10 protein-coding genes are annotated in these 12,993 nt (G+C 60.0%); 7 read left to right on the plus strand and 3 right to left on the minus strand.

What is annotated here, in order from left to right:
• Nucleotides 1-45 precede the first annotated feature (45 nt).
• A complete protein-coding gene (gene fsa, locus THS5294_RS02360) occupies nt 46-699 on the minus strand; it encodes a fructose-6-phosphate aldolase (protein ID WP_038007841.1) in 654 nt (217 codons plus the stop codon).
• A 98-nt stretch (nt 700-797) separates the two neighbouring features.
• Between fsa and THS5294_RS02365 the strand changes: the two genes are divergently transcribed.
• From THS5294_RS02365 to THS5294_RS02380, 4 genes are all read left to right on the plus strand, one after another.
• Nucleotides 798-1,424, plus strand: a complete 627-nt coding sequence (locus THS5294_RS02365) for a LysE family translocator (RefSeq protein ID WP_058122487.1) — start codon at nt 798-800, stop codon at nt 1,422-1,424.
• Nucleotides 1,425-1,427: 3 nt separating this feature from the next.
• Nucleotides 1,428-3,623 carry a primosomal protein N' gene (locus THS5294_RS02370; protein WP_058122488.1) on the plus strand — a complete coding sequence of 732 codons (2,196 nt, stop codon included), beginning with the start codon at nt 1,428-1,430 and terminating at the stop codon, nt 3,621-3,623.
• 72 nt (nt 3,624-3,695) lie between these two features.
• Nucleotides 3,696-4,784: a histidinol-phosphate transaminase gene (gene hisC, locus THS5294_RS02375; RefSeq protein WP_058122489.1), complete on the plus strand. Its 1,089-nt coding sequence runs from the start codon at nt 3,696-3,698 to the stop codon at nt 4,782-4,784.
• Nucleotides 4,781-5,698 (plus strand): prephenate/arogenate dehydrogenase family protein, encoded by a 918-nt coding sequence (locus tag THS5294_RS02380; protein ID WP_038007847.1) that lies wholly within the window; start codon nt 4,781-4,783, stop codon nt 5,696-5,698. The genes hisC and THS5294_RS02380 overlap by 4 nt, the downstream gene beginning before the upstream one ends.
• 24 nt (nt 5,699-5,722) lie before the next feature.
• On the opposite strand, the gene THS5294_RS02385 is transcribed toward THS5294_RS02380, so the two are convergent.
• Entirely contained in the window at nt 5,723-6,721 is a 999-nt protein-coding gene (locus THS5294_RS02385) for a DUF2125 domain-containing protein (protein ID WP_058122490.1), read from the minus strand.
• A gap of 65 nt (nt 6,722-6,786) precedes the next feature.
• Here THS5294_RS02385 and THS5294_RS02390 point away from each other — a divergent pair, with 65 nt between their 5' ends.
• From THS5294_RS02390 to THS5294_RS02400, 3 genes are all read left to right on the plus strand, one after another.
• Complete coding sequence (locus THS5294_RS02390) at nt 6,787-7,314, plus strand: gamma-glutamylcyclotransferase (RefSeq protein ID WP_058122491.1); 528 nt, start codon at nt 6,787-6,789, stop codon at nt 7,312-7,314.
• 93 nt (nt 7,315-7,407) lie between these two features.
• On the plus strand, nt 7,408-8,595 hold the full coding sequence (locus THS5294_RS02395) for a biopolymer transporter ExbB (protein ID WP_233486388.1): 1,188 nt from the start codon (nt 7,408-7,410) through the stop codon (nt 8,593-8,595).
• Between the two features lie 3 nt (nt 8,596-8,598).
• Nucleotides 8,599-10,422 carry a peptidoglycan -binding protein gene (locus THS5294_RS02400; RefSeq protein WP_058122493.1) on the plus strand — a complete coding sequence of 608 codons (1,824 nt, stop codon included), beginning with the start codon at nt 8,599-8,601 and terminating at the stop codon, nt 10,420-10,422.
• Nucleotides 10,423-10,517: 95 nt separating this feature from the next.
• Here THS5294_RS02400 and clpA read toward each other — a convergent pair whose 3' ends face one another.
• On the minus strand, nt 10,518-12,857 hold the full coding sequence (clpA, locus tag THS5294_RS02405; RefSeq protein ID WP_058122494.1) for an ATP-dependent Clp protease ATP-binding subunit ClpA: 2,340 nt from the start codon (nt 12,855-12,857) through the stop codon (nt 10,518-10,520).
• Between the last annotated feature and the right edge of the window lie 136 nt (nt 12,858-12,993).

The following is a 12,993-nucleotide window of genomic DNA, read 5'->3' on the forward strand; positions in this document are numbered from 1 at the left end:
TGCTCTCCGGTCTTTCGCCGTGAATTTGAGAGCAGTTATAGCATGTCAGACGATTTTCTGGCCAGTCTTTTCCCAGTCCTTCATGAATGCGGCAAGGCCCGCGTCCGTCAGGGGGTGCTTGATCATCGACTTGATCACAGCGGGTGGCGCAGTGGCCACATCGGCACCCACAAGGGCTGCGTCCTTCATGTGGTTGGCCGAGCGGATGGACGCCGCAAGAATCTGCGTGTCAAAGCCGAAGTTGTCATAGATCGTGCGGATGTCTTCGATCAGCTCCATGCCGTCGATGTTGATGTCATCCAAACGCCCGATGAACGGCGAGATGAACGTGGCACCGGCTTTTGCCGCCAAGAGCGCTTGGTTGGCCGAGAAGCAGAGCGTGACGTTGACCATGTGACCCGCATCCGAGAACACTTTGCACGCCTTGAGGCCATCCCATGTCAGCGGCACTTTGATCGCGATGTTTTCGGCGATTTCGGCCAGCTTGAGGCCTTCTTTGATCATGTCTTCGGCTTCGGTCGCGACGACCTCGGCGCTGACAGGGCCCTCGACCAAGGCACAGATTTCGCGCGTGACCTCGATGATGTCGCGGCCTGATTTCATGATCAGGGACGGGTTGGTGGTGACGCCGTCGACCATGCCAAGGTCGTTAAGTTCAGCGATGGCGTCAATTTCGGCGGTATCTACGAAGAATTTCATGGGCGCGCTTCCTTCTTTCAAGGGCGGTGGTATGTTTGGCACACTCCTAGCGAAATACGCGCTGAGATACACCCCCGGTTTTGCGAAAGGACCACCTTATGCCTCTCGATCTTTGGCTTGCGTTTGTTGTGGCCTCGACGGTGCTGTGTATCATACCGGGTCCAACGGTGCTGTTGGTGGTCAGCTACGCGTTAAGCCAAGGGCGCAAGGTTGCAGTGGCCTCGGCAGGGGGCGTTGCATTGGGCGATTTGGTGGCGATGACTGCGTCGCTGGTGGGGCTTGGGGCGCTGGTCCTTGCGTCCGCCACGCTGTTCACGGTGCTAAAATGGATTGGGGCCGCCTATTTGGTCTATTTGGGGGTGAAACTGTTTATGTCAGCGGCCGAGGCTACGCCGGGCGCGGTCGGGGCGCCCCGCAGCACACGGCCCGCCGAGATTTTTGCCCACGCGGCGGCGGTCACTGCGCTTAACCCCAAATCGATCGCGTTCTTTATCGCCTTTGTGCCGCAGTTCATGCGCCCGGAAGCGCCGCTGCTGCCGCAATTTATCATCCTGATTACGACCTTTGTGGCCGTCGGGTTCCTGAATGCGCTTTTGTACGCACTCCTGGCGGACCGGATGCGGGTGGCAATCGCGCGCCCGTCGGTGTTGCGGGTGTTGACGCGGTTGGGTGGAGCAACGCTGGTGGCTATGGGTGTGGCCACTGCCGCATTGCGCCGCGCCTAAGGGATGGACACGCATGACTTTTTTCCCGCTGGTGCGCTGATCGGCGTGCTGACGACCCAGCCACTGGACCGTGTGTTGGACTACAAAGCCCCAGAGGGCGGCTGCTGGCTGGGCGCGTTCATTGAGGTCCCCTTGGGGCCGCGCAAAGTGCTGGGCGTGGTTTGGGGGCCGGGGCGTGGGGATTGGGATATCGCCAAGGTCCGCGCCGCGATCCGTGTGCTAGAGGCTGCACCCATGCGCGCCGAATTGCGTGCGTTCATCGAAAAGGCGGCGACCTACACGTTGACCTCGCTTCCCGCGATGTTGCGGCTGGCCACGCGCGTGCCGGGCCTCAGTAACCCGGTCTCCATGCAAAAGGTCTATCGCCTTGGTGACCGCACGCCGGATCGGATGACCGCCCCACGTGAAAAGGTTTTGGCCGTTCTGGAGGAATATGGGGGGCTGTCGTTCACGCTGAGCGAATTGGCGGAACACGCCGGTGTCACGTCTTCGGTTATCAAAGGCCTCGTGAAACAAGGGGCCGTGCGCGAAGAAGACACCCCACGCGACGCGGCCTATGTCCCGCTTGACCCAAGCTTGCCCAGCAAGGCGTTGGCCCCGGATCAGGCCAAAGCCGCAGAGGCGCTGGCCGTCGCTGCCCGGTCCGGAACCTATGGCACGACCCTGCTAAAGGGGGTGACGGGGTCTGGTAAAACCGAAGTGTACCTAGAGGCTGTCGCCGCCTGCCTTGCTCAAGGGCGACAGGCGCTGGTGCTTCTGCCTGAGATCGCGCTGACGGCTGAATTCCTAACGCGGGTTGAAGAACGATTCGGGGCCAAACCCGCTGAGTGGCACTCAGGCGTGACCATGACCGAACGCCGCCGCTGTTGGCGGATGGTGGGCGAGGGGGGGGCGCAATTTGTCGTAGGGGCGCGGTCCGCGCTGTTCCTGCCATTTCGGGATTTGGGGCTGATCGTCGTCGATGAAGAACACGACACCTCCTACAAGCAAGAGGACGGTGTCCTTTATAACGCCCGCGATATGGCGGTTCTGCGCGCGTCTTTATGCAGTGCGCAGGTGGTTCTGGCCTCGGCCACACCCTCGCTCGAAAGCTGGGCGAACGCGGAGGCTGGCAAATACACGCGGCTCGATCTGACGTCCCGGTTCGGGGATGCCGTCATGCCCGAAATGCGCGCGATTGATATGCGCAGTGAGGATTTGCCTGGTGGGCGCTGGGTGTCGCCCACGCTGCAAAGCGCAATCCAAGCGCGGCTTGATGCGGGTGAACAGGCGCTGATTTTTCTCAACCGCCGGGGATACGCACCGGTCACATTGTGCCGTGCGTGCGGGCAGCAAGTGGCCTGCACTCAGTGCGATGCGCGGATGGTTGAGCACCGGTTTCTCAAGCGGCTGATGTGCCACCAGTGCGGGGAAAGCACACCAATCCCCACAGCTTGCCCCTCGTGCGAGGCTGAGGATCGGCTGGCCCCGGTTGGTCCGGGTGTTGAGCGTATGGCAGAAGAAGCCGCCGAGTTGTTTCCCGATGCGCGTCTCGCGGTGCTTAGCTCGGACTTGTTCAGTTCTGCCCGTGCGCTAAAGGCGCAGATCGAAGAAATCGCAAGCGGTGGTGCAGATTTGATCATTGGCACGCAGTTGGTGGCCAAAGGGCACAACTTTCCTTTGCTCACGCTTGTGGGGGTGATTGACGCCGATTTGGGCCTGCAAGGATCAGACCTGCGCGCGGCGGAGCGGACGTTTCAGTTGATGCGGCAGGTCGCGGGCCGCGCTGGGCGATCGTCGCGGCGCGGCACTGCCTTGTTGCAAACGTTTCAGCCAGAGCATCCGGTGATCCGCGCAATCCTGACTGGCGACGAAGAGGCGTTTTGGGGCGCCGAAGCCGCAGAGCGCCGGGAGGCCGGAATGCCGCCCTTTGGTCGTATGGCGGGGGTCGTGATCTCGGACCCCGATCCGCAGGTGGCATTTGACGTCGGCACCGCTTTGGCGCGCAATGCGGCGCCGCTACATGCGCTGGGTGCTGCGGTTTACGGGCCCGCACCTGCGCCGATCTCACGGATCCGGGGACGGCACCGGGTGCGGCTATTGGTAAAGGCCGCCAAGGGCACGCCGCTTCAGTCGGCTCTGTCGCAGTGGGTGGGTGCGTTGAAATTGCCACCCTCATTGCGTCTTTCGATCGATATCGACCCGCAAAGCTTCTATTGAGCTGCGTGCCCTTTCCAAGGCCCGCGCGGCTCGCTAAACCCGCAATAACCTCATCTCCAAGGGATATCGACAATGCCCCAAGCGCCCCAGCCGCAGCCCGGAATTATGGACATCGACCTTTACGTCGGCGGCGCATCCCATGTGGAGGGCGTCACGGATGTGATCAAGCTCAGCTCGAATGAGAACCCGTTTGGAGCCTCGCCCAAGGCGGTGGCGGCCGCGCAGCAGGCTGCAACCAAACTGCACGTGTATCCCAACACGGACCACGCCAGCCTGCGCGCGGCGATTGGGGCAACCTATGATCTTGACCCCGGGCGCATCATTTGCGGGGCGGGCAGTGATGAGATTATCGCGTTTTTGTGCCAAGCCTTTGCCGGTCCGGGTGATGAAGTAGTCCACACCGAACACGGTTTTGCCATGTATGCGATCAGTGCGCGTGCAGCCGGCGCCACACCCGTCGTCGTAAAAGAGACAAACCGCACCGCTGATGTCGATGCGATCCTTGCGGGCGTAAGCGATAAAACCCGCCTCGTGTTTATCGCGAACCCGAACAACCCGACGGGCACGATGATCGGCGGTAACGACCTGCGTCGCCTTGCGCGTGGCCTACCGGATGGCTGCATGTTGGTCATTGACGGTGCTTATGCAGAGTTCGTGGAGGACTACGACGGTGGCGCGGCGCTGGCGACAGAGATGCCGAATGTCTTTATGACCCGGACGTTTTCAAAACTGCACGGACTGGGCGGGTTGCGCGTGGGATGGGGCTACGGCGCCCAAGAGGTGATCGACACGCTCAACCGTATTCGGGGGCCGTTCAACCTGAGCCATGTTGGCCTTGCGGCGGCTGAGGCTGCCATTCTGGACACTGAGTATCAAGATTGGTGCAAGTCTGAGAACACGCGCTTGCGGGCGCAGTTGGTCGCGGGGTTGGATGCATTGAACCTGCCTTCGGATAGATCAGAGGCGAACTTCGTGCTCGCGCGTTTTGCCGATGGTGATGAGGCTGCGGCGGCGGATGCGCACCTGCGCGGCTTGGGCATTTTGGTGCGGCGCGTGTCCAGCTATGGACTGCCCGCAGCCCTACGGATCACCGTCGGGGATGAGCCGGGCGTGGCCCGCACGCTTGCCGCGTTGCGCAGTTTTCGGGACACACAGGCATGATTTATCAACGCGTTGCATTGATCGGGCTGGGCCTGATCGCGGGGTCTATGTCGTTGGCGATCCGTCGCGGTGGCCTTGCGGGCGAAACCGTCGGCACCGCGCGCTCTGCGCAGACGCGAGACACCGCGCGCGAAATTGGGCTGTGCGACCGTATCGTCGACACAGTTGCCGAGGCTGTTGCCGGCGCCGATCTGGTGGTTTTGTGCGTGCCCGTGGGTGCGATGGCAGCGGTTGCCGCGGAAATCGGCCCGCACCTTGCGCCGGGGGCCACGGTCACGGACGTCGGGTCGGTTAAGCAAGCGGTGATTGACGCGGTCGGCCCGCATCTGCCGGAAGGCGTGCATTTTGTGCCGGGCCACCCGATTGCGGGGACTGAACATTCCGGCCCGCGCGCGGGCTTCCCTGAGCTGTTTGATTCCCGTTGGACGCTGCTGACCCCGCTCGAAGGTGGCGACCCCGAGGCCGAGGCGAAGTTGCGCGCGTTGTGGGAGGGCATGGGGTCCTTTGTCGAAAGCATGGACGCCAATCACCACGATCTGGTGCTTGCGGTGACGTCGCATGCGCCGCACCTGATCGCGTACACGATGGTTGGGGTTGCGGATGATCTACGCCGCGTGACTGACAGTGAAGTTATCAAATATTCTGCCGCTGGTTTTCGGGATTTCACCCGGATTGCGGCGAGTGACCCGACGATGTGGCGCGATGTCTTTTTGTCCAACAAGGACGCGACGCTCGAAATTTTGGGTCGTTTCACCGAAGAGCTTTTTGCCCTGCAACGTGCCATTCGCACAGGTGATGGAGAGCATCTGCATAGCTTTTTCACCCGCACGCGAGAGATTAGGCGCGGTATTATTGAAGCGGGCCAAGACACCGATGCACCTGACTTCGGACGGCGCCCTAAATCTTCGTCCTAGGCAGTTGATCTTTGGGCCATGTGGCTAGCGGATCACCAGCCGTGGCGCTGGACCCAAGGGGATCAGCCCAAATCGGATAAAGCCGCCCGCCAGCGTTAATGTCGCATCGAGCGTATCCGCGCGACCGCTGGCTTGCGCCAAGCTTTCCACTGCGCGTAGGGCAAAGGCGTTGATCTGCTGGGGCAGGACGCCATTGGATTGCAGCAGTTCCAAAAGCGCCTCCCACTTGACGATCTGAACAGCGATGTCGCCCTCGGGCACGCCATTCGCGTCAATGGTCAGGGTACCGGCGATCCGCACCTCGATTTCGCCCCACTGCATATCAACGGTTTGTAGGTCGATGGCGCGAGGCTGGGGGCGCCGATCCTCTAGCGCTGTGATGTCCCACGCTTTGTCAAAAGTTGCAGTCGCGTCGATGTGCATGGATTGCATGCTGTCCGGTAGCAGGTTTGCAGGATCAAGCAGCTGCAGGATCGGGCCGCCGGGAGAGACCTCCGTCAGGGTGGCGCGGATCACGTGCGACATGGGCTCTGCACCTTGGGTGGTTGAGATTTCTGCACCGTCAATGCGACTGGTCCAGCCTTGGGATGAGGCAATGGCAAAATCCTCAAGCGCAATCTGACTGTCCCAAACCGTTAGGTTGGGCGTCGGCGCCACAGACAGGCGCGCGGTGCTGGCTTGGCTGCTGATCGTAAGGTTAACGAAGGGACTTGATAGTGTGTGCTCTGGCGGCAGATTGACGGTGATATCGGTGGGGCCAAAGGTGGGGCGGGTTAGGGTGACAGACGGAGCCTGCCACGCGACGCCCGTCGCAGGGTCCGCAAGGCGCAGGCCTTCAAGTGTTGTGGCCAGCTCCATTGGAAAGCCTTTGGTGTCTAGATTTTGAGCGTCGGCCGCCCACCCCTCGGCGCGGCGGTCGTCTAACCACGCGCTCAGCACTCGGTCGATCGCAACGGCATTCGCATACCACCAGCCGCTCCATACAACCGCGCAGACCAAGACTAACCATCCTAAGCGTTTCATGTCGCCCCCTTTTCTTATGAGCCTACTGTCGTTATGTCGCCGACAGATGCAAGGGAGCCGGAGCGATGGACACACTTTGGGTATTTGGCTACGGCTCGCTGATTTGGGACCCGGGGTTTGCGGTTTCTGAGCAAGAGATCGCGCGGCTAGAAGGGTTCCACCGCTCATTTTGCATGTGGTCCATCCACCACCGCGGTACCCAAGAGGACCCGGGCCTTGTCCTTGCGTTAGACGCCGCCGAGACGTTTTGTGATGGCGTCGCCTTTCGCGCTGCCGAACCTGAGGCCGCGTTGGAGTATTTGCGCGAACGTGAATTGGTCTCATCCGCGTACTTAGAGGAATGGCACGACATCACCCTGCGTGACGGCCGCCGCGTGTCGGCCGTATGCTACGTGATTAACCGTGACCATGTTCAGTATTGTGGTGACCTGACCCTTGAGCGACAGGCGCAAGTTATTGCGAGTGCGGTCGGCGGGCGCGGTCCGAACACGGAATATCTGTTCAATACAGCTAAACATATTAACGATTTGGGTCTGCCGGATGCCGATCTGGATTGGCTGTATGACCGGGTGAAGACGCTGACCGGCGGTTAACCTTTCCCCATTGGCAGTCTCGGCTTGCGCGGGTAGGGTTTCCGCGATGCGCCCCACCACAGGCCTAAAGGGGATACCGGGATGAGACCGGACATGAAAAAAGCGCGAACGCAGTTCTCTCAACCGATCCGGCAGATCGTCCAAATGCTTGTCATTTTGGCGGCTACCGGGGCAGGCGTGTACATGGCCTATCCTGCGATGGCGCCCATTTTTTCCGCCAGCCCGTGGTTGAATGGCACAATTATCTTTGTGTTCTTTATCGGGGTGATGGCGTGTTTTGCCCAAGTGTTTCAGCTGTTTTCATCTGTCGCGTGGATCGAGGGATTTGCCATTCAGCGGGCGGGTCATGACCTGACCAAGGCGCCCTCGCTGCTGCTGCCCCTCTCGGGGTTGTTGCGCGAACGGGGGGCTCGGACGCAGATGGCCCCGAGCTCGGCACGGTCCATTCTCGATTCCGTTGGCGCACGCATGGAAGAGGCCCGCGACATCACGCGGTTCATCGTGAACATGCTGATTTTCTTGGGCCTTTTGGGCACGTTCTACGGCTTGGCCACAACGGTTCCCGCTGTGGTCGACACCATTCGATCGCTCAACCCCAGCGAAGATGAGGGCGGCGTGGCGGTCTTTACGCGGTTGATTGGCGGGCTTGAGGATCAGTTGGCAGGTATGGGGACGGCGTTTGCATCCTCGCTTTTGGGGCTGGCGGGGTCCCTCGTGGTGGGCCTGTTGGAACTATTTGCGGGACACGGGCAAAACCGTTTTTACCGCGAAATGGAGGATTGGCTCAGCACGATCACGCGCGTTGGGTTTGTCGGCCAAGATGGTGAAGAAACGATTGATCAGTATTCGCTCGCGGCGGTTCTGGATCACATGAATTACCAGATGGAGAGCCTGCAGGAAATGTTCCAGCGGGCGGAGGCGGGGCGTTCCGCGACCGAGGATCGCCTCGCGGCCTTAGCGGCGGCGGTTTCTACGATGTCATCTGCCGTCGAAAGCGGAGGGGCCAACGCCCGTGCGCTGGAACGGGTCGCCGAAGGGCAGGACAATATCGTTGCGGTTTTGCAAGGCTCTGGCGGTGGTGAGGGCGGCTTGGATGCCGAAAGTCGCATGCGCATTCGGTCGATCGACGTGCAATTGCTGAAGATTTTCGAAGAGATGGCATCAGGGCGACAAGCTTCTATGGATGATTTGCGCGGTGACATCGGCTCGCTCACCCGTGCGATCCGCCAATTGAACCGCATCGCAACGTCGGCGCAGGCGCCGGACACTCGGCCCGAGTAGAGCATGGCGTTTCACCGGCGCAACGGACAACGATTTACCGCCAACGTGTGGCCGGGTTTCGTGGATGCGATGACCGCACTTTTGTTGGTGCTGATGTTTGTTTTGTCGATCTTTATGATCGTGCAGTTCATTCTGTCGCAACGCATCGCGGATCAGGACACAGAATTGGATGCGCTGGGGACGCAAGTCGCATCGCTCGCGCGGGCGCTGGGGTTGGAACAGCAGCGTGCGTTTGAGTTGGAAGAGCAGGCCAGCGAACTTGCGGTGACGCTTTCAGCGGCCAACGCGATGACGGCGGCGCAGGCCGAGGCAATCTTGGTCTTGCAGGGCGAAGCACAGGAATTGTCGACGCAAATTGCGAGTTTTGAGGCTCAGGTTGCGGGACTTTTGGCGGATCGGGAACAGTTGTCTGGCGCGTTGGAAACCTCAGAGGCTGAGGTGGCGCGCGTGATAGATGAGCGTGAGGCGTTGCAATTGGCGTTGGCGCAGGTTCGGACCGAGGTGGATGCGCAGGCGGAAGCTGCCCGATTGGACGCGGCTCGGCGTGAAGCATTAGAGGCATTGGTGGCCGATCTTCGGGCGGAAGCGACCACTAACGCCGCGAACCTTGCTGAAATTGAGGACGCCCTAAGCGATGAGGAAGCCGCACGCTTGGCGGAAGCGGCTGCCGCCGAGGCATTGCGGGCTCGACTGCGAGATGCTGACGCGGAATTAACCGCTATGACCCTCGCGCTCGAAGAACAGCGCCAAGCGGCTGAAGAGACGCTAACTTTGCTGGCTGCATCAGAGGGAGCTCAAGAAGACTTATCGGCGCAACTGGCAGCTGCATTGCTCGACCAAGAGGCGCTGCGGGCAGAGGCCGTTGATCAAGAAAATGATCTACGGACGCAATTGGAGCGGGCATTAGATCGCTTTTCCGATGCTGAGCAATCGCAAGCGGACGCGGCCCAACAGGCGGCAGAGCTGCGTGCGCAATTGGCTGCGGCCCTAGCAGAAAAGCTGGCGACGGAGCAAGCGAGCCGCGAGGCTTTGAGTGCGGCCGATGCGCAGGCGGTGTTGTTGGCGGAGGCCCAGCGTCGTTTGTTGGAGCGGGATGCCGCGCTGACTCAAACAGAGGCAGAGGCGTTGGAAGCTCAGCGGGAGGCGGCACTTTTGAACCAACAAGTCAGTGCTTTGCGAAGCCAGCTCGGCGCCCTTCAGTCGATATTGGATGAGGCGCGCGCGCGGGATGAGGCCGCGCAGGTTCAGCTAGAAAGCCTCGGGTCTGATTTGAACGCAGCGTTGGCACAGGTTGCTGCCGAACAGCGGCGCCGCGCCGATCTTGAAGAAGCGGAGCGGTTGCTGCTCGAGGCGGAAGCGCAGGATTTGGAACGTTTCCGCTCTGAGTTTTTTGGGCAATTGCGGGATTTACTGGAGGGCCAGGACGGCGTTCAGATTGTGGGTGACCGGTTCGTTTTCTCGTCTGAGGTGCTTTTTGCGCCGGGGTCGGATTTGTTGTCCTTGGCCGGGCGGGATGAGATCGCAAAGGTCGCGGAGCTATTGCAAGGGATTGCAGGCGATATTCCCGTAGGTATCGATTGGGTGTTGCAGGTGGATGGTCACACCGACAACGTGCCGCTTAGTGCTGGCGCGCCCTTCGCAAATAACTGGGAGCTGAGCCAAGCGCGCGCTCTGTCGGTTGTGCTGTATATGGTAAACCAACTGGGCCTGCCGCCGGAGCGTTTGTCAGCCAACGGATTTGGTGAATACCAGCCCATCAATTCTGCGGATACCGTATTGGCACGGGCGCAGAACCGTCGAATTGAATTGAAATTTACTGAGAAATAACTGCGTGCGGCGGGCCCGTTGGCGCGTTGGGCAAAAGAAAACCGCCGCACCTAGTATGGCGCGGCGGTATATCTTGGTAGTTCATCGAGCGGTTATCAATCTGCCGTCAGGAGTGGTGGCTTTTTCTTCGGCTTCAAGGACAGTGCACCAGGCTCAAACGTCCGCAAATCCAGTTTGCCGTCTTTGATGCCCACTTGCACAACGCCGCCCTTCGCGAGTTTGCCAAACAGCAGTTCTTCAGCGAGCGGCTTTTTGATGTGCTCTTGAATGACGCGACCCAGTGGACGCGCACCCATTTTGTCGTCATAGCCTTCTTCGGCGATCCACTCAGCTGCGGCGCGTGTCAGTTCGATGCTGACGCCACGGTCCATGAGTTGTGCTTCTAGTTGAAGCACAAACTTTTCAACCACTTGCAGGATCACTTCGCGGCCGAGCGGCGCGAACGAAATCACAGCATCAAGGCGGTTGCGGAACTCAGGCGTGAATGTCCGCTCAATCGCAGCTTGATCCTCACCTGTGCGGCGATCACGTCCAAAGCCGATGGCCTCCTTGGCTTGTTCCGCTGCACCCGCGTTTGAGGTCATGATCAAGATCACGTTGCGGAAATCAACGGTGCGCCCGTTGTGGTCCGTCAGTTTGCCGTGGTCCATCACCTGCAAAAGGATGTTGTAGACGTCAGGGTGCGCCTTCTCCATCTCATCGAGCAGGAGAACACAATGTGGATGCTGGTCCACGCCGTCTGTCAGCATGCCGCCTTGGTCAAACCCGACATAGCCGGGAGGCGCGCCGATGAGCCGTGAAACCGCGTGCTTTTCCATGTACTCAGACATGTCAAAGCGCAGCATCTCAACGCCCAGCGTATCGGCAAGCTGCTTGGCAACTTCGGTTTTCCCGACGCCGGTTGGACCCGCGAAGAGATAGTTGCCAATGGGCTTTTCTGGTTCCCGCAGGCCTGCGCGGGCCAGCTTGATCGCGGAGGACAGGGCATCAATCGCAGGGTCTTGCCCAAACACGACCCGCTTGAGCGATGCCTCAAGGTCGCGCAGGACCTCTGCATCGTCTTTGGAGACGTTCTTGGGCGGGATGCGCGCAATTTTAGCGACAACAGCCTCGATCTCTTTGGCACCGATGGTCTTGCGTCGTTTGGTTGACGCTACAAGATGCTGAGCCGCACCCGCTTCATCGATCACATCAATGGCTTTATCGGGCAGCTTACGGTCATTGATGTAGCGCGCGGATAGCTCCACTGCGGTCTTGATCGCCTCAGAGGTATATTTGATCGCGTGGTGATCCTCGAAATACGGCTTCAAACCTTTGAGGATTTTCACCGCATCTTCGACGGAAGGCTCATTCACGTCAATTTTCTGGAACCGACGGCTGAGTGCGCGGTCCTTTTCAAAATGCTGACGGAATTCTTTGTAAGTTGTTGAGCCCATGCAACGTAGTTTGCCACCCTGAAGGGCGGGCTTCAGCAGGTTCGACGCGTCCATGGCACCGCCAGAGGTAGCGCCAGCGCCGATCACGGTGTGGATTTCGTCGATAAAGAGCACCGCGTCAGGGTGGTCCTCCATCTCGGTCATCACTGCCTTGAGGCGTTCCTCAAAGTCGCCGCGGTAACGGGTGCCAGCCAGCAGCGCCCCCATATCGAGTGAGTAGATCGTGGCACCCGACAGCACTTCGGGGGTCTGCCCCGAGATGATCTTGTAGGCCAAACCCTCGGCAATGGCGGTTTTGCCAACGCCAGGATCGCCGACCAAAAGGGGGTTGTTCTTGCGGCGGCGGCAGAGCACTTGGATACATCGCTCAACCTCGCTGTCGCGACCGATCAGCGGGTCTACGTCGCCTTTGGTAGCCTTCTTGTTCAGGTCCACGCAGTATTTCGCAAGGGCGGATTCTTTGTTTTCGCCGGGGTTCGGGCCGTTATCTTGTGGCTCAACCGAGGCGTCATCTTCGAAGTCCGATCCCTGCACAGGGCGCGCTTCGCCAAAGTTGGGGTCTTTTGCCACGCCGTGTGCAATGAAGTTCACCGCGTCGTAGCGGGTCATGTCCTGCTCTTGCAGGAAGTAGGCGGCGTTGGACTCGCGCTCCGCGAAGATCGCGACAAGCACGTTTGCGCCAGTGACTTCTGTCCGGCCGGAGGATTGCACGTGGATCGCCGCGCGCTGGATCACGCGCTGGAAGGCTGCGGTGGGCACAGCCTCTGATCCATCCACTTCGGTCACGAGTGTCGAAAGCTCATCTTCGATGAACTCTTCTAGCGTAACGCGAAGCGCATCCAGATCGACGCCGCAGGCCTTCATGACCTTTGTCGCGTCTGGCTCTTCCAGCAGGGCCAGAAGAAGGTGTTCTAGTGTGGCCAGTTCATGGCGGCGTGCGTTGGCTTGGGCCAATGCTGCGTGAATGGCTTGCTCGAGCGTATTTGAGAACGAAGGCACGGAGTGCTCCTTTCGTATGGGTCGGCGGGGCGGTGCGCGCCCCTCGCCGGACTTTGAGCCCTTAGTATTAAGTTTTGGTTGTCAGACCGCTCTCTTCAAGCATTTTCTGCTTATTTATTTATAAAACGTAGGAAAT

This window comes from Thalassobacter stenotrophicus (genome assembly GCF_001458315.1).
In the GTDB taxonomy this organism is placed as follows: domain Bacteria; phylum Pseudomonadota; class Alphaproteobacteria; order Rhodobacterales; family Rhodobacteraceae; genus Thalassobacter; species Thalassobacter stenotrophicus.

Excerpts from the sequence above, each read along its gene's own strand:
- fsa (WP_038007841.1), bottom strand. The coding sequence starts at position 699 with ATGAAATTCTTCGTAGATACCGCCGAAATTGACGCCATCGCTGAACTT.
- THS5294_RS02365 (WP_058122487.1), top strand. The coding sequence starts at position 798 with ATGCCTCTCGATCTTTGGCTTGCGTTTGTTGTGGCCTCGACGGTGCTG.
- THS5294_RS02370 (WP_058122488.1), top strand. The coding sequence starts at position 1,428 with ATGGACACGCATGACTTTTTTCCCGCTGGTGCGCTGATCGGCGTGCTG.
- hisC (WP_058122489.1), top strand. The coding sequence starts at position 3,696 with ATGCCCCAAGCGCCCCAGCCGCAGCCCGGAATTATGGACATCGACCTT.
- THS5294_RS02380 (WP_038007847.1), top strand. The coding sequence starts at position 4,781 with ATGATTTATCAACGCGTTGCATTGATCGGGCTGGGCCTGATCGCGGGG.
- THS5294_RS02385 (WP_058122490.1), bottom strand. The coding sequence starts at position 6,721 with ATGAAACGCTTAGGATGGTTAGTCTTGGTCTGCGCGGTTGTATGGAGC.
- THS5294_RS02390 (WP_058122491.1), top strand. The coding sequence starts at position 6,787 with ATGGACACACTTTGGGTATTTGGCTACGGCTCGCTGATTTGGGACCCG.
- THS5294_RS02395 (WP_233486388.1), top strand. The coding sequence starts at position 7,408 with ATGAAAAAAGCGCGAACGCAGTTCTCTCAACCGATCCGGCAGATCGTC.
- THS5294_RS02400 (WP_058122493.1), top strand. The coding sequence starts at position 8,599 with ATGGCGTTTCACCGGCGCAACGGACAACGATTTACCGCCAACGTGTGG.